The organism is Nocardia sp. NPDC004151 (assembly GCF_042874235.1).
Classification (GTDB): Bacteria; Actinomycetota; Actinomycetes; order Mycobacteriales; family Mycobacteriaceae; genus Nocardia.
In genome coordinates, this window is the sequence record NZ_JBIAMR010000001.1 from 238,316 (window position 1) to 254,018 (window position 15,703).

A 15,703-nucleotide genomic window follows, 5' to 3' on the forward strand; every position below is an offset into this window, starting at 1 on the left:
TAAACAGAGAAACCGCAGCGTGCCAGCCATATCCGGCCGGTGGTGCGCGAAATTCGGCCAAACCTCCGGTGTCGCGCGGATGCTCAGGACTCGAGTTCGCGGACCGAGAAGACTCGCTCCCCCACCTGTTCGGGGTGTTCGGGCGACGGCTCCAGCTCGCGCAGCAACGCCTCTCCGCGGGCGTCGCGGCGGATGGCGCGGCCCAGTTCGGCGGCGGCGCGATAGTGGGCCGGGGTGCGCAGGGTGTGCCGGACGGCGCGGGCGATGCGCTGCGGAGTGGCGGTGCGCGGCAGGACGATTCCGGCGTCGTGACCGCGGACGCGGGCGGCGTTGTCGGCATGGTCGCGACCGTGCGGGAGGACCACGACCGGCAGGTCGGCGGCGAAGGATTTCATCAGCGTGCCGTGGCCGCCGTGGGTGACGACCAGGCTGGCGTGGCGCATGATCTCGCGGTGCGGGGCGTCGCGCAGGACCGACACATTATGGGGCACACGGAGTTCGGCGGGATCGATCGCGGGTCCGGTGGTGATGACGCCGCGCACCGGTAGCTGGCCCAACGCCTCGGAAATTCTTTGCAGGCAGTCGGTTTGACGCTGGAACGTGGTGGACAACGCGACCAGCACCAGCGGATCGCCGCCGTCGGTCTGAGTCCAGGTGGTGTCGGCGACCCAGTCGGGTTCGTCGAGGATGGGGCCGACCCAGCGCACCCCGTCGGGTCCCTGACCGGGGAAATCGAAAGCGGCACTGGACAAGACGAGCTGACGGCGGGCCAGTCGCGCCTGATCCTGGTAGTGCGCCAGACGTTCCAGCCCGAAATCCGAGCGCAGGGCGTTGAGCTTGGGTAGCAGCTCCTCGTCCCAGCGCCGCTGCACCAGCGAACCGACCAAACGGTCACGTAGCCGCCCGACCGGTCCGTGCGCGGGCGCGAAGCCGCTGCCCGGCGGCGGACCGCCCTCCACCGGCAGCGGATAGACACCCGGGATCAGCACCGAGAACGGCGTCTCACAGGCCTGCGCGGCGACCATGGCGCCGAAGGCGAAGAACGAGGCCAGCACCAGATCGGGCCGATTCGCGTCGATCTCGTCGGCGGTGTCGCGCGCGAATCCGGCCCCGGCCCGGGGGCGCAGCCGCGCGCCCGTCGCGGCCACCGCCTCGGCCAGCGATTCCTCCGCCAGCACCGTCACCCGATGGCCCCGGCGCACCAGCCGTCGCACCACCCCCAGCTCGGGCGGAACCATTCCCCCGCTGCCGGTGAGGGCGATCAGATAGCTGTGGCTCATCGGGCACCTCCACCGGCAACTCTCGCACGACCGATGAGTTTCCCGCACCCGCTTCGTCCTCATCAGTACATCGAATGAGAGAGGGAACGCGCCACCATGCCGAGCAAGATGATCTTCATCAATCTGCCCGTCGCCGACCTGGACCGGTCCAAGCGCTTCTACGAGTCCGTCGGCTGGAAGGTGAATCAGGACTTCACCGACGGCAACGCCGCCTGCATCGTGGTCGACGACAACATTTGCGTCATGCTGCTGACGCACGAGTTCTTCACGACCTTCGGCCGCCGCCCGCTGGGCGACACCCGCGGCACCGTCGGCAGTGTCTACTCCCTCGCCCTGGGCAGTACCCACGAGGTCGACGCGCTGCTGGAGGCCGCTCTGGCCGCGGGCGGCCAGGAGGAGGTCAGCGCGGACCGCCGGGCCCAGGAATCCGAGGTCGGCATGTACGGCCGCACCTTCCTCGACCCCGACGGCCACCAGTGGGAACCGTTCTACATGGCTTATCCTGTGTGATCGATGCGCGCCGATTGTCCTGAGTCCGAAGGCCCCCACGGGATATCACTGGGCGCGTACATCAAACGGGAACGACTCCGCCACGGCATGACCCAGCGCGCCGTCGCCGAGGCGCTGCACATGTCCCGCAGCGGCTACGAGAAGATCGAGAACGGGCAGCGCCTCCCGCATCCCAGCATGCTCAACGCGCTGGCCGTGCTCTTCGAGATACCGGTGAACCGGCGGCGGGTGCTGTGGTCGATCGCCACCGGCGACGACCTGTCGGTGTCGGCCGCGGCCGGGGGCTCGGTGACCGACGGCATGCTGGCTTTCATGCGCAACCTGCGCGGCCCCGCCTCCCTGCACCAGGTTCCCGAGAACAATATCCTGGCGGCCAATGCGGTGGCCTGCCGCCTGTTCCCGTGGCTGGATCCGCGGCTCGGCGCTCCCGACCGCCCCCTCAACGTCATCGTCGCCACGATGAACGAACCTCGGGCATCCGAATACCTGGTCAACTGGGCCGATTTCGTTCACCGCCTGGTCTGGGCGCTCACGGAGTACTCCCTGGCGAACACCCCGGTCGAACGCGTCCGCGAGATCCGCGAAGCCTGCCGGTCGAGCCCCGAATTCGACCGCATCTGGAACACCCCGTGCCCACGCCGGATCCTCGACGACGATTCCCTCCTGCTCCGCGACCCCGCCACCGGAGTCGTCACGGAATACCAAATGGACTGCCTGCGCTGGGCGTTCCCGAACCGAGACGTGGAGCTCTTCAGCCTCACGCCCCGTCACCCCGACCCCGCCACGGCCGATCCCGACACCTCGGACATCGCCCTCTGGTAATCCGCAAATCCGGCTGCCACCCAATACGGGTGACCTGCTGATCTTGATCTTGGTCAGCCCGGCGGCGAGGGTAGAGGGACCGCGGGCCGGGTTCATGTCTACATCTGGACAGGAGGGGATCGGCCCGCGGAACACCCCCGGCGCGGGCGGCCGTGACAGCTTCCTGCCATCCGGTGAACCGGTGCTCCACTCCCGTGAAAACCAGGGTGGATCCATGGCTTTCAACGTTGCAGACCTTTTCGAGCACGCGGTCGACGCGGTCCCGGAGCGGACCGCCCTCATCTGCGAGGACCGCCGCCTCACCTACCGCGAACTCGACGAGCGGGCCAATCGGCTCGCCCACCACCTGGCCACCCGCGGCATCGGCCGCGGCGATCACGTCGGCGTCTACTCCCGCAATTCCATCGAAGCGCTGGAAACGATGCTGGCGACCTTCAAACTGCGCGCCGTATCGGTGAGCGTGAATTATCGGTATGTGGCCGACGAGGTGCGCTATATCGTCGAGAACGCGGATTTGAAAGCAATTATCCACGAAGCGGAATTCACCGAAATCATCGCCGAGGTACGCGACTCCGCTCCGGACCTGACCGAAACACTCGCCATCGGGACCGAATACGATGCCGCGCTCGCCGCCCAATCCCCGGAACGCGATTTCGGACCGCGCAGCGGCGACGATCTGTACATCCTCTACACCGGCGGCACCACCGGCATGCCCAAGGGCGTCATGTGGCGGCACGAGGACGTCTGGCGGACGCTCGGTGGCGGCATCAATCACGTGACCGGCGAATACGTCTCGGACGAATGGGAATTGGCGAGGAACGCCGCCGCCGCGCCCGAGGGGATCGTCATGGCCCCGCTCTCGCCGCTCATCCACGGTGCGGCGCAGTGGGCCGCCTTCATGGGTCTGAATGCCGGCGGCACAGTCGTTTTCGTCCCGCGGTTCGATGCGCACGAAGTCTGGCGGGCCGTGCAGCGGCACGGCGTCCATGTACTCACCGTGGTCGGGGACGCCATGGCCAAACCGCTGCTGGAGGCGTACCACGCGGGTCGGTACGAGGTTCCGACCCTCTGGGCGTTCAGCAGCCACGCCGCGCTGTTCTCGCACTCGCTCAAACAGCAGTACCTCGAGGCCTTCCCCGACCTGTTCATCACCGACGTGATCGGGTCCTCGGAGAGCGGCAGCACCGGTTTGTCCACGGTCACCAAGGATTCCGACCACACCCAGGGCCCGCGGGTGAAGTTCGGCGCGCAGTCCGCCCTGCTGGATGACGACGGGCGGCTCGTCGAGCCTGTATCCGGCGCGGTGGGCCGGATGGCGCGAACCGGCCACGTTCCACTCGGGTACTACAAGGACCCGGAGAAGACGAAGACGATCTTCTTCGAGGTCGACGGCAAACGGTATGTGGCGCCGGGCGATTACGCGCGCTACGAGGCCGACGGCACCGTCACCCTGCTCGGACGCGGCTCGGAATGCGTCAATACCGGTGGCGAGAAGGTCTTCCCGGAGGAGGTCGAGACGGCGTTGAAGTCCCATCCGGACGTCTTCGACGCGCTGGTCATCGGCATTCCGGACGAGCGGTTCGGGCAGGCCGTGGCCGCGGTGACGCAACCGCGACCCGGTGCGGTGATCGACCTCGCCGAGCTGGACGCACACCTGCGCACCAAGGTGGCGGGATACAAAGCGCCGCGCGGATATTGGCTGGTGGACGCGGTCATGCGGCAGCCCAGCGGCAAGGCCAACTATCCCGCCGCCAAGCGCTACGCGAGCGAGCACGCGGACGAGATGCGCTCGCCTCGCTGACGATCGAGCAGCGCCGACACGGTCCGCCGGTGTCGCTCAGCTCAGCAGCCCGAGTTCCCGCACCCGCACCCCGAGCTGGAAGCGGGTGCTGACCTCGAAGCGGGCCATGAGCTGAGCGACATAGCGCCGATAGGTGCGCAGCGACACCCCCAGCACTCGCGCCGCCGTCTCGTCCTTGGCCCCGGAGTGGAGCTGCTCGACCACCGCCAACGCGACCGAGTCCAGCCCCTCCCGCAGCTCCAGGTGGTCCCGCAACCTCCGCGCCGAATGCCAGGTGCTGGTGGCGAACTGGTGCACCACCCCGAGCAGGGCGGGCTCGGCCACCAGATACCCGCGCGGCTGCTGCCCCGGTGCGGCCGCCCACAGCGCCGCCCGCTCCCGATCGACGATCAGCGCATTGCAGAAGTCCGTGTCGGTCACCCGGATCTGCGAGCCGAGCGTGAACTGCCGCAGCACCGACTGCCGGCCCCGGCTGCCCACATAGGCCGTCGACAACAGCAGCCGCACCTTCTTCCCGGCCTCGTGCAACTGCCGGAAAACCGTGTCCTCCGCACCGTATTCGGTCTCCGGCCGCACCGGCCGGGCGATGGCCATCACGGCTTCGTGACGCACTCCCACCAGCATGCGGCGCAGGTTCTCCGCCCATTGCTCGTCCGCGTTCAGCTCGACGGTCACGACGCCCCTCCCCCGGGCTGCGGCGCCCGTGAACTCCCGTGCCGGAGAGCCTAGTTCGGGCGTAGCTCCGGGGGGAGACCGAAGAGGGGGAACAGCTTCTCGGTGTCGAGGAAGAAGGTGAGACCGGAGATGCGGTCGCCGGAGAGTTCCAGCGTGGTGATGGACCACGGGATCCAGACGCCGGGCTCGTCGCCGGGCTTGTAGTGGCCGAAGGCGGGCAGGCCGTTCGCGCCCTCCAAGGGCACCATCCGGGAATCGCGGCAGGCCTGGCCGGTGCCGAGCATGAAGGCGGCCACGTTCTCGGGGCCGGACACCCACAGCGAGAACGGCGGCATGGACAGGGCCACATCGGCTTTCAGCAGCTCGGTCAGGGCGCTCATGTCGTAGGCCTCGAAGGCCTTCACGAAGTCGTCGACCAGCTTGCGCTGCTGCTCGTTGCGCTCGTCGAAGGGATCGGAGACGGTGGCGGTCTCCTGCACCTTCGACATGGTGGCGCGGGCCCGCTGCAGAGCGCTGTTCACCGAGGCGGGCGAGACATTCAGCATGTCGGCGGTCTCGCCGGCGGAGAAGCGCAGTACCTCACGCATGATGAGGATCGCGCGCTGGCTGGCGGGCAGGTGCTGCACGGCGGCGACGAAGGCCAGGCGCAGGGTGTCCTTGGTGCTGGCGGCCTCGGCGGGGTCGGCGCCGAAGGCGAGCGCGTTCGGAATCGGTTCCACCCACACGTAATCCGGCTCCGGCGCGGGCAACTGCGAATCGGGCGTGGAGGGTCCGTTGAGGTCCATGGGCCGGGCCCGGCGCTGCGGGCCGTCCAGCATGTCCAGACAGACATTGGTGGCGATCTTGTACAGCCAGGAGCGGACGCTGGCCCGGCCCTCGAACGAGTCGTAGGACTTCCAGGCCCGCGTGAAGGTCTCCTGCACCGCGTCCTCGGCCTCGAACGAGGATCCGAGCATTCGATACGCGTAGGCGCACAGTTCGCGCCGATGGCTCTCGAAAGACCGCAGTACTTCATCCGATACGGTGCCGCCCACCTTCTCGCTCATGCCTGACAGCCTCGCACAGCCCACCGACAAGAAACACCCGTCGAAATGAGCGAATGCCCGCCCGCAGAAAGCGGACGGGCACTATTCACCCGCAACAAATCTCGGGCCGCGCCCACCTGCGACCGCAGGCCGGCGCACTCAACCCACAACAAACCTAGGGCCGTGCCCGCCTGCGACAGCAGGCGGGCACGGGAGGTTCGGAGAGCTGGGCCGAGCTACTTCGACGACGCCTGGGCGTGGTTGTCGGCCTCGCGGGCTTCGGTCTGGGCCTTGGCCCACTTGTAGTCCGGCTTGCCGGCGGGCGAGCGCTTGATCTCGTCCACGTACCACAGGCTGCGCGGCATCTTGTAGGAGGAGATCTCCTTGACCAGGGTCGGGCGCAGCTCCTCCAGGGTCGGACGGGCCTCGCCGCGGCAGGCCACGACCGCGACGACGCGGTTGCCCCAGCGCTCGTCCGGCACGCCGACGACCAGCGCGTCGAACACGTCCGGATGCGCCTTCAGCGCGCCCTCGACCTCTTCGGGGAAGATCTTCTCGCCACCGGAGTTGATCGACACCGAGCCGCGGCCGAGCATGGTGACGGTGCCGTCGTCCTCCACCCGGGCGAAGTCGCCGGGGATGGAGTAGCGCTTGCCGTTGAACTCCTTGAACGTCTCGGCGGTCTTGACCGGGTCGTTGTAGTAGCCGATCGGGATGTTGCCGGTGCGGGCGAGCATGCCGACCTGGCCGGAGCCGGGGGCGACCTCGTTGCCCTCCTCGTCGATGACCTTGGTGGAGCCGTCGATCTTCACGCGCGGGCCGCCGGTGTGGGTGGCGCCCTTGGTGGCCACGGCCAGACCGCCGAAGCCGGTCTCGGACGCGCCGATGGAGTCGGTGATGAGCGCGTTCGGGAAGCGCTCGATGAACTCGTCCTTGAGCACGGGCGAGAACAGCGCCGCGCTGCTGGCCAGCACCCACAGGGCCGAATGGTCGTAGGGCGCACCGGTTTCCGGGTTGCCCTCGGCGAGCGCGTCCAGGATCGGGCGGGCCATGGCGTCACCGGTAATGAAGATCATGTTGACCCCGTGGTTCTGCACCGCGCGGCAGACGCCGTGGCCGCTGAACTCGGGCAGCATGACGGCCTTGCCGCCGTCGAAGAGGCTGTGCAGGGTCGCGGTGAACGCGCCGCCGTGGATCAGCGGCGGGATCGGGTAGCGCACCATCGGGGCGCTGCCGCTGGCGCCGCCCTTGGACTGCTGCCACTCGTCCTCGACGAATTCACCGGTGTAGAAGTTGATGCCGCCGCCGAGCACGCGCCACCAGTCCTCCTGCCGCCACATGACGCCCTTGGGCATACCGGTGGTGCCACCGGTGTAGATCATCATGATGTCGTCGGAGGTGCGCTCCTCGAAGTCGCGCTCGCCGTGCGAGGAGGCCAGGGCCGCCTCGTATTCGACGGCGGTCGGGGGCAGCGGCAGGTCGGTGCCGTCCTCGACGGTGATCACGGTCTTGATCGCGGGCACGTTGGGGACCACGTTGGCCACCTTGTCGCTGTAGCGACGCTCGTGCAGCAGCGCGACCATGTCCGAGTTCTCGAAGATGTACTGCAACTCGTTCTCAACGTAGCGGTAGTTCACGTTGATCATGACTGCCCGCGCCTTGAAGATGGCCACCATGGCCTCGACGGCCTCGATGGTGTTGCGCGAGTAGACGCCGACCTTGTCACCCGGCTGCACTCCCTGTTCCTGCAGGTAGTGCGCCAGCCGGTTGGCACGGTCCTCCAGCTCGGCGTAGGTGACCGAGCGGGTGTCGTCAACCAGCGCGACACGTTCCGGCATGAGGTCGATGGTGTGCTCGACAAGGTCCGCAATGTTGTAGCTCACAGGGACCAAAATAGAACGTGTTCCTGTGTGTGACAAGCCACTGTTTTCGCACCCGTCCCACTGAGCGGAAGTGCCCCCCTGTCACAACAGTACGGTGACGTACCCCCGGATGGGGACAAACAGAAAGAGCGCACCCCGCTCAGCAGGGCGCGCTCTTCCGGACCGCACCGGTTCTTACGACTCGATGAGCGGCTTCAGCTTCTCGAACTGCTCCACGTCGCGGACGCCGACCAGCATCATGGTGACGCCCGCCTGCTCCCACACCTTCAGCTGGTCACGGACCTGCGCCTCGTTGCCGATGATGGTGGTGTCGAGGATCAGCTCGTCGGGCACCACCGCCGCGGCCTCGTCCTTGCGGCCGGTGCGGAAGAGCCGGGTGATCTCGTCGACCTGCTCGCCGTAGCCCATGCGCCGGTACACCTCGGCGTGGAAGTTGAGTTCCTCCGCGCCCATGCCGCCGATGTAGAGCGCCATGAACGGCCGCAGCCGATCCAGTTCGGCCTTGGGATCGTCGGTGAGGATGACCTGCGCGGTGGCCGCGATCTCGAAGTCCTCGCGCGAGCGCCGCGCGCCCGGCCGGGAGAAGCCCTCGTCGAGCCATTCGTTGTACATGTCGGCCAGCCGCGGCGTGTAGTAGATGGCCAGCCAGCCATCGGCGATCTCCGCGGTCAGGGCCACGTTCTTGGGCCCCTCGGCGCCGAGCCAGATCGGCACGTCCGAGCGCAGCGGGTGGGTGATCGACTTGAGCGGCTTGCCGAATCCGGTGGCGCCGGGACCGCTGTAGGGCAGCGGGTAGTGCGGGCCCGCACTGGTCACCTTGCCCTCGCGGGCCAGCACCTGCCGCACGATCGAGACGTACTCGCGGGTGCGGGCCAGCGGCTTGGCGAAGGGCTGGCCGTACCAGCCCTCGACCACCTGCGGGCCGGAGACGCCGAGGCCGAGGATGTGCCGGCCGCCGCTGAGGTGGTCGATGGTCAGCGCGGCCATGGCGGTCGCGGTGGGGGTGCGGGCCGACATCTGCACGACCGAGGTGCCCAGCCGGACCCGGCTGGTGCCGGAGCCGTACCAGGCCAGCGGGGTGAAGGCGTCCGAGCCCCACGATTCGGCGGTGAAGACGGCGTCGAAGCCGGTCTCCTCAGCAGCCGCGATCAGCTCCCGCGTATTGGCGGGCGGCTGCGCGCCCCAATATCCGAGTTGCAAGCCAAAGCGCATTTCCGTGTTCCTTCCTAGAACATCCGGGACCGTTCGTCAGGGCCGCAGCCCGTACTCTTGCCACCGTCACTAGAACCTGTTCTACTCGATCTCGTGACTCTGGGGAACACCGAAGTACTGTCCGCACCGCTGCGGATGCAATTCGACTACACCCGCTCCACCGGTCCGACCATCGGGCGCTTCCTCACGGAATTGCGCGCCGGCAAGGTCGTCGGGGTGCGGGGTTCCGATGGGCGCGTGATCGTGCCGCCCGCGGAATACGATCCGAAGACCGCCGAACCGCTGACGGAATTCGTCGACGTCTCCGACGTCGGCACCGTGCAGACCTGGTCCTGGGTGGCCGAGCCGCTCCCGAGCCAGCCGTTCGACCGGCCCTTCGCCTACGCGCTGATCAAGCTGGACGGCGCGGACACCGCCATCCTGCACGCGGTGGATGTGGCGAGCCCCGCCGACATCAGCACCGGCATGCGCGTGCGGGCCCGCTGGGCGGCCGAGCGCACCGGCGACATCCACGACATCGTGGCCTTCGAACCGGGCGAGACCTCGGCTCCGGCAACGGCGTCCACCGCCGACGCGGAGCCGGTCACCGGCATCGTGACCCCGATCGACTTCTCGGTCAAGCACACCGCCGCACCGCAGGAAGCCGTCTTCCTGAAGGGCCTCATGGAGGGCAAGCTGCTGGGCGCCCGCGCGAAGCTGGACGGCAAGGTGTACTTCCCGCCGCGCGGCGCCGACCCGCGCGACGGCTCGCCGACCGACGACTTCGTCGAGGTGTCCGACAAGGGCATCGTGACCACCTTCTGCATCGTGAACGTGCCGTTCATGGGCCAGCGCCTGAAGCCGCCGTACGTGGCCGCCTACGTGCTGCTCGACGGCGCGGACATTCCCTTCCTGCACCTGGTGCTCGGCGTCGAAGCGAGCGAGGTCCGGATGGGCATGCGAATCGAGGCGGTGTGGAAGCCGCGCGAGGAGTGGGGCCTGTCCATGGCCAATATCGACCACTTCCGGCCGACCGGCGAACCCGACGCCGACTACGACAGCTTCGCGCACCACCTGTAGAGAGGCGCTGAAATACCTTGAGTAACACAGCAACCGACATCGCGGTGGTGGGCTTCGCCCACGCGCCGCACGTGCCGGAGACCTTCGGCACCACCAATGGCGTGGAAATGCTCGCGCCCTGCTTCGACGAGCTCAAGCAGAAGCTCGGCGTCGGCGTGTCCGATATCGATTTCTGGTGCTCCGGCTCCTCGGATTACCTTGCCGGACGCGCGTTCTCGTTCATCTCGGCGATCGACTCCATCGGCGCGGTGCCGCCGATCAACGAGTCGCACGTGGAGATGGACGCGGCCTGGGCGCTGTACGAGGCGTGGGTGAAACTCCGCTCCGGACAGGCGCAGACGGCGCTGGTCTACGGCTTCGGCAAGTCCTCGGCCGGTACCCTGCGCCAGATCCTGGGTCTGCAGACCGACCCGTACCTGGTGGCGCCGCTGGGCGTGGACTCGCTGTCCATGGCCGGCCTGCAGGCCCGCGCGGGCCTGGACGCGGGCCGCTGGACCGAGGCCGACATGGCCGCGGTAGCCGCCCGTACCACCGGCGGTGACATCGACAAGCTGCTGGCCGCGCCGAAGATCAACGATCCGCTGCGCGCCCACGACATCGCCCCCATCACCGATGGCGCGGCCGCCATCGTGCTGGCCGTCGGCGACCGGGCCCGCGAACTGTGCGAGCGTCCGGCCTGGCTGACCGGCATGGCGCACTACATCGACTCCCCCGTGCTGGGCGCCCGCGACCTCACCGTCTCGGAGTCCGCGGCCAAGGCGGCGAACGCCGTAACCGGCGGCGACGCGAGCGGTTTCGATGTGGCCGAGCTGCACGCGCAGTTCAGTCACGAGGAGCTGATCCTGAAGCAGGCCATCGGCCTGAACGGGGACACCCGGATCAACCCGTCCGGCGGCGCGCTGTCGGGCAACCCCATGTTCGCGGCCGGACTGGAGCGCATCGGCTTCGCCGCCCGCGAGATCATCAATGGCACCGCGAATCGCGCACTGGCGCATGCCGCCAGCGGCCCCGCGTTGCAGCAGAACCTGGTGGCCACCCTGGAGGCACGTTCATGAGCTACGCAGCTGCCGTCCTCGGCACCGGACAGACCCATCACGTGACCAAACGGTCCGATGTATCGATGGCCGGAATGATCCGCGAGGCCATCGACCGGGCTCTCACGGACTCCGGCCTGACCATGGCCGATATCGACGCCGTGGTCATCGGCAAGGCCCCCGACTTCTTCGAGGGCTCCATGATGCCGGAGCTGTTCCTCTCGGACGCGCTGGGCGCCACCGGAAAGCCGCTGCTCCGGGTGCACACCGCCGGTTCCGTCGGCGGTTCCACCGCCGTGGTCGCGGCCAACCAGGTCCAGGCCGGCGTGCACCGCCGGGTGCTGGCCGTGGCGTGGGAGAAGCAGTCCGAGTCCAACGCCATGTGGGCGCTGTCGAACCCGGTGCCGTTCACCATGCCGGTCGGCGCGGGCGCGGGCGGCTACTTCGCCCCGCACGTGCGCGCCTACATCCGCCGCTCCAACGCCCCGCTGCACGTGGGCGCCATGGTCGCGGTGAAGGACCGCCGCAACGGCGCGCGGAACCCGTTCGCGCACCTGCACCAGCCCGACATCAGCGTGGAATCGGTGATGGCGTCCCAGATGCTGTGGGACCCCATCCGTTTCGACGAGACCTGCCCGTCCTCGGACGGCGCCTGCGCCATCGTGATCGGTGACGAGGAATCGGCCAAGGCCGTGGAGGCGCAGGGCAAGAAGGTCGCGTGGGTGCACGGCACCGCCATGCGCACCGAGCCGCTCGCCTACGCGGGCCGCGACCAGGTGAACCCGCAGGCCGGTCAGGCCGCGGCGGCGGCGCTGTGGAAGCAGGCCGGGATCACCAACCCGCTCGAGGAGATCGACGCGGCCGAGATCTACGTCCCGTTCTCGTGGTTCGAGCCGATGTGGCTGGAGAACCTGGGCTTCATGCCCGAGGGCGAGGGCTGGAAGCTCACCGACGCCGGCGAGACGGCCATCGGCGGGAAGCTGCCGGTCAACCCGTCGGGCGGCGTGCTGTCCTCCAACCCGATCGGCGCGTCCGGCATGATCCGTTTCGCCGAGGCCGCCAAGCAGGTCATGGGCCGCGCGGGCGACTACCAGGTGGAGAACGCGCGCAAGGCCTTCGGCCACGCGTACGGTGGTGGCTCGCAGTACTTCTCGATGTGGGTCGTCGGTAGCGAGCAGCGATGACCACCACCACCGAACACCCCGCACGGGTGGCGGGCGCGGCCTCGCAGGCCGCGGTGCGCGCCAAGGACAAGGACGCCTGGGTAGCGCTGTTCGCCGCCGACGGCATCGTGGAGGATCCCGTCGGCCCGTCCTTCTTCGATCCCGAGGGCGTGGGACACCGTGGCGCGGAAGCGATCGCGGCGTTCTGGGACAAGGCGATCGCCCAGACCGAGTCGATCGAGTTCCTCTTCGACGACTCGTTCGCGTGCGGGCGTGAGGTCGCCTATACCGGCCGCATCCGCACCACCATGGGTGGGCACATCATCGATGCCGAAGGCGTCTTCACCTACAAGGTGGACGAGGACGGCAAGATCCTTGCCCTGCGCGCGTTCTGGGAAACCGACCGCGCCATGGCGACGACGAAGAAGGCCTAGCGCCTCGAAAACCGAAGCGGGCGACTGGATTCATCCAGTCGCCCGCTTCTCTTTGTCTCCGCCCTGAGGAGTGAGAGGGGTACAGGGCGGATCAAACCATCAGTGCCTCAGTGCTTTACAGGGCAGCCGCCCTTGTAATCCACCTGGAACTCCTTGATGCCGTTCAGCCAGCCCGAGCGCAGGCGCTTGGGGTCGCCCAGCTTGCTGATGTCGGGCATGTGGTCGGCGATGGCGTTGAAGATGATCTCGATCTCGAGTCGAGCCAGGTTCGCGCCGATGCAGAAGTGCGCGCCGGTACCGCCGAAGGACAGGTGCGGGTTCGGGTCACGCAGGATATTGAAGGTGTACGGGTCCTCGAACACCTCTTCGTCGAAGTTGGCCGAGCGGTAGGACAGGATGACCCGCTGACCCTTCTTGATCTCCACGCCGCCGACCTCGACGTCCTCGAGCGCGGTGCGCTGGAAGGAGCTGACCGGGGTGGCCCAGCGGATGATCTCGTCGGCGGCGGTCTTGGGCCGCTCCTTCTTGAAGAGCTCCCACTGGTCGGGGTTCTCCATGAAGGCGATCATGCCGTGGGTGGTGGCGTTGCGGGTGGTCTCGTTGCCCGCGACGGCCAGCATCATGACGAAGAAGCCGAATTCCTCGGGCAGCAGCGCCTCGCCGTCCATGTCGGCGTTGATCAGCTGGGTGACGATGTCGTCGGCCGGGCAGGCGCGGCGGGCTTCGGCCATCTGGTACGAGTAGCCGAGGATCTCGGTGGAGGCGACCACCGGGTCGGCGTTCGATTCCGGATCGTCGTAGCTGGTCATATCGTTGGACCACTGGAAGAGCTTCATGCGGTCTTCCTGCGGCACACCGATCAGCTCGGCGATGGCCTGCAGCGGCAGCTCGGCGGCCACCTGCTCCACGAAGTCGCCGTTGCCGGACTCGACGGCGGCCTTCACGATGGACTCCGCGCGGGCGGTCAGCTCGGCGCGCAGGCCGTTGATGACGCGCGGCGTGAAGCCCTTGGAGATGATCTTGCGGAGCTTGGTGTGCTCCGGGGCGTCCTTGTTCAGCAGAACGAAACGCTGCAGATCGATCTGCTCACGGGTGATGTCATCCTGGAACCGCGGGATGGCGGTGTTCTCGTAGGTGGAGAACACGTCATCGCGGCGCGAGACGGTCTTCACATCGGCATGCTTGGACAGCACCCAGAAGCCGTCGTCGGTGAACCCACCGACCTCCGGCGACTTCGGGTTCCACCAGATAGGCGCAGTTTTGCGCAGTTCGGCAAGCTCCTCGGCCGGCACTCGCTTCGCCCAAATTTCGGGGTCGGTGACGTCGAATCCATCCGGCACTCCGGGCCGGGCTGCAGTGTCAACCACCAGCAGTCTCCTTTGACCAACTGAAACACGTTCTACCGCTATTGAAGCACAGGGGGTAGAACAAGAGAAGGGACTAGGTAATAGTCCGGAACAGACTTACGTTACTGGTCGTGAACTCGTTGCAGTTCTGATCCGGAAGGAAAGACAATGGGTACTCCCGTCATCGTCGAGGCCGCGCGCACCCCGATCGGCAAGCGCAACGGCTGGCTCGCCGGCCTGCACGCCGCCGAGCTGCTCGGCGCCGCACAGCAGGGCGTGCTCGAGCGCGCGGAGCTGAACCCGGCTCTGGTCGAGCAGGTCGTCGGCGGCTGTGTCATGCAGGTGGGCGAGCAGGGCAACAATGTCACTCGCACCGCTTGGCTGCACGCCGGACTGCCGTGGCAGACCGGCGCCGTCACCATCGACAACCAGTGCGGTTCCGCGCAGCAGGCCGCGGGCATGGTGGCCGGCCTGATCGCCACCGGCGCCATCGAGGTCGGCATGGCCTGCGGCATCGAGTCCATGAGCCATGTTCCGTTGGGCGCCAACGTCGGAACGCACGCCGGGCCGCGCCGCCCCGCGTCGTGGGACATCGACATGCCCAACCAGTTCGAGGCCGCCGAGCGAATCGCCAAGCGGCGCGGCATCACTCGTGACGACGTCGAGGAGCTGGGCGTGCGTTCGCAGCGGCTGGCCGCGCAGGCGTGGGCCGAGGGCCGCTTCGACCGCGAGGTGCTGACCATCAAGAACGCCCCGCAGGTCGACAAGGAGGGCAACCTCACCGGCGAGTTCGCCGACATCAGCAAGGACCAGGGCCTGCGCGCGACCGACCGCGAGGGCCTGGCGAAGCTGAAGCCGGTGCTGGAGGGCGGAATTCACACCGCCGGTACGTCCTCGCAGATCTCCGACGGGGCCGCCGCGGTGCTGCTGATGGACGAAAAGGCCGCGCAGCGTGAGGGTTTGCGTCCGCGCGCCCGCATCGTCTCGCAGTGCCTGGTCGGCGGCGAGCCGGAATTCCACCTCGACGGACCCGTGCAGGCGTGCGAGCGACTGCTCGAGCGTTCCGGCATGAGCATCTCCGATATCGACTTGTTCGAGATCAATGAGGCTTTCGCTTCCGTGGTGCTGTCGTGGGCCTCGGTGCACAAGCCGGATTTCGATCGCGTGAATGTCAACGGCGGTGCGATCGCGCTGGGCCACCCGGTCGGCAGCACCGGATCCCGCTTGATCACAACGGCTTTGCACGAGCTGGAGCGCACCGACAAGAGCACCGCCATGATCCTGATGTGCTGCGGCGGGGCCCTCGCGACGGGCACGATCATCGAACGGATCTAGTCCCTCAACGATTTTCGGCCAGGTTGAACGTTCATCCGTCTCGCCGTGAGACGTGGCGTACGCCACACAAAATCCGGTACAGACAAGAAGATGATCCGTCAGCTATCTTATGGCTACCTCTGGC

General features: G+C 67.8%; 14 protein-coding genes. 8 read left to right on the forward strand and 6 right to left on the reverse strand.

Annotated elements, in window-relative coordinates; translation table 11 throughout:
• Positions 1–83: 83 nt before the first annotated feature.
• Positions 84–1,280, reverse strand: a complete 1,197-nt coding sequence (locus tag ACFYTS_RS01140) for a glycosyltransferase (protein ID WP_387300493.1) — start codon at positions 1,278–1,280, stop codon at positions 84–86.
• A gap of 96 nt (positions 1,281–1,376) precedes the next feature.
• Between ACFYTS_RS01140 and ACFYTS_RS01145 the strand changes: the two genes are divergently transcribed.
• The 3 genes from ACFYTS_RS01145 to ACFYTS_RS01155 all read left to right on the forward strand — a co-directional run bounded on the left by ACFYTS_RS01145 (position 1,377) and on the right by ACFYTS_RS01155 (position 4,413).
• Entirely contained in the window at positions 1,377–1,790 is a 414-nt protein-coding gene (locus tag ACFYTS_RS01145; RefSeq protein WP_357282746.1) for a VOC family protein, read from the forward strand.
• A gap of 3 nt (positions 1,791–1,793) precedes the next feature.
• On the forward strand, positions 1,794–2,612 hold the full coding sequence (locus tag ACFYTS_RS01150; protein WP_357282748.1) for a helix-turn-helix domain-containing protein: 819 nt from the start codon (positions 1,794–1,796) through the stop codon (positions 2,610–2,612).
• A 214-nt stretch (positions 2,613–2,826) separates the two neighbouring features.
• The gene (locus tag ACFYTS_RS01155; RefSeq protein WP_387300496.1) at positions 2,827–4,413 is read left to right on the forward strand and encodes an acyl-CoA synthetase; all 1,587 of its coding nucleotides are present in this window, start codon (positions 2,827–2,829) and stop codon (positions 4,411–4,413) included.
• Between the two features lie 36 nt (positions 4,414–4,449).
• Here the strand turns inward: ACFYTS_RS01155 and ACFYTS_RS01160 are convergent, their stop codons facing one another.
• From ACFYTS_RS01160 to ACFYTS_RS01175, 4 genes are all read right to left on the reverse strand, one after another.
• Positions 4,450–5,088 carry a hypothetical protein gene (locus ACFYTS_RS01160; RefSeq protein ID WP_357282750.1) on the reverse strand — a complete coding sequence of 213 codons (639 nt, stop codon included), beginning with the start codon at positions 5,086–5,088 and terminating at the stop codon, positions 4,450–4,452.
• Positions 5,089–5,138: 50 nt separating this feature from the next.
• Positions 5,139–6,134: a sigma-70 family RNA polymerase sigma factor gene (locus tag ACFYTS_RS01165; protein ID WP_387300498.1), complete on the reverse strand. Its 996-nt coding sequence runs from the start codon at positions 6,132–6,134 to the stop codon at positions 5,139–5,141.
• A 215-nt stretch (positions 6,135–6,349) separates the two neighbouring features.
• On the reverse strand, positions 6,350–7,996 hold the full coding sequence (locus ACFYTS_RS01170) for an acyl-CoA synthetase (protein WP_357282754.1): 1,647 nt from the start codon (positions 7,994–7,996) through the stop codon (positions 6,350–6,352).
• A 174-nt stretch (positions 7,997–8,170) separates the two neighbouring features.
• Positions 8,171–9,208 (reverse strand): LLM class F420-dependent oxidoreductase, encoded by a 1,038-nt coding sequence (locus ACFYTS_RS01175; protein ID WP_387300500.1) that lies wholly within the window; start codon positions 9,206–9,208, stop codon positions 8,171–8,173.
• Between the two features lie 135 nt (positions 9,209–9,343).
• On the opposite strand from ACFYTS_RS01175, the gene ACFYTS_RS01180 reads away from it, so the two are divergent.
• The 4 genes from ACFYTS_RS01180 to ACFYTS_RS01195 are packed head-to-tail and all read left to right on the forward strand — an operon-like array spanning position 9,344 to position 12,898.
• Complete coding sequence (locus ACFYTS_RS01180; RefSeq protein WP_379106251.1) at positions 9,344–10,267, forward strand: Zn-ribbon domain-containing OB-fold protein; 924 nt, start codon at positions 9,344–9,346, stop codon at positions 10,265–10,267.
• 17 nt (positions 10,268–10,284) lie between these two features.
• Complete coding sequence (locus ACFYTS_RS01185; RefSeq protein ID WP_357282759.1) at positions 10,285–11,322, forward strand: thiolase domain-containing protein; 1,038 nt, start codon at positions 10,285–10,287, stop codon at positions 11,320–11,322.
• A complete protein-coding gene (locus ACFYTS_RS01190; protein ID WP_357282761.1) occupies positions 11,319–12,485 on the forward strand; it encodes a thiolase domain-containing protein in 1,167 nt (388 codons plus the stop codon). Before ACFYTS_RS01185 ends, ACFYTS_RS01190 begins: the two co-directional genes overlap by 4 nt.
• The gene (locus ACFYTS_RS01195; RefSeq protein WP_379105980.1) at positions 12,482–12,898 is read left to right on the forward strand and encodes a nuclear transport factor 2 family protein; all 417 of its coding nucleotides are present in this window, start codon (positions 12,482–12,484) and stop codon (positions 12,896–12,898) included. The genes ACFYTS_RS01190 and ACFYTS_RS01195 overlap by 4 nt, the downstream gene beginning before the upstream one ends.
• A 107-nt stretch (positions 12,899–13,005) precedes the next feature.
• Here the strand turns inward: ACFYTS_RS01195 and ACFYTS_RS01200 are convergent, their stop codons facing one another.
• Positions 13,006–14,265, reverse strand: a complete 1,260-nt coding sequence (locus ACFYTS_RS01200; protein WP_387300502.1) for a cytochrome P450 — start codon at positions 14,263–14,265, stop codon at positions 13,006–13,008.
• A 147-nt stretch (positions 14,266–14,412) separates the two neighbouring features.
• Between ACFYTS_RS01200 and ACFYTS_RS01205 the strand changes: the two genes are divergently transcribed.
• Positions 14,413–15,579, forward strand: a complete 1,167-nt coding sequence (locus ACFYTS_RS01205; RefSeq protein WP_357282764.1) for a steroid 3-ketoacyl-CoA thiolase — start codon at positions 14,413–14,415, stop codon at positions 15,577–15,579.
• The last annotated feature ends 124 nt before the right edge of the window (positions 15,580–15,703 follow it).

Bases quoted from the DNA above. Each gene is read 5' to 3' on its own strand.
- ACFYTS_RS01140 (WP_387300493.1), bottom strand. From the start codon at position 1,280: ATGAGCCACAGCTATCTGATCGCCCTCACCGGCAGCGGGGGAATGGTT.
- ACFYTS_RS01145 (WP_357282746.1), top strand. From the start codon at position 1,377: ATGCCGAGCAAGATGATCTTCATCAATCTGCCCGTCGCCGACCTGGAC.
- ACFYTS_RS01150 (WP_357282748.1), top strand. From the start codon at position 1,794: ATGCGCGCCGATTGTCCTGAGTCCGAAGGCCCCCACGGGATATCACTG.
- ACFYTS_RS01155 (WP_387300496.1), top strand. From the start codon at position 2,827: ATGGCTTTCAACGTTGCAGACCTTTTCGAGCACGCGGTCGACGCGGTC.
- ACFYTS_RS01165 (WP_387300498.1), bottom strand. From the start codon at position 6,134: ATGAGCGAGAAGGTGGGCGGCACCGTATCGGATGAAGTACTGCGGTCT.
- ACFYTS_RS01175 (WP_387300500.1), bottom strand. From the start codon at position 9,208: ATGCGCTTTGGCTTGCAACTCGGATATTGGGGCGCGCAGCCGCCCGCC.
- ACFYTS_RS01180 (WP_379106251.1), top strand. From the start codon at position 9,344: ATGCAATTCGACTACACCCGCTCCACCGGTCCGACCATCGGGCGCTTC.
- ACFYTS_RS01190 (WP_357282761.1), top strand. From the start codon at position 11,319: ATGAGCTACGCAGCTGCCGTCCTCGGCACCGGACAGACCCATCACGTG.
- ACFYTS_RS01195 (WP_379105980.1), top strand. From the start codon at position 12,482: ATGACCACCACCACCGAACACCCCGCACGGGTGGCGGGCGCGGCCTCG.
- ACFYTS_RS01205 (WP_357282764.1), top strand. From the start codon at position 14,413: ATGGGTACTCCCGTCATCGTCGAGGCCGCGCGCACCCCGATCGGCAAG.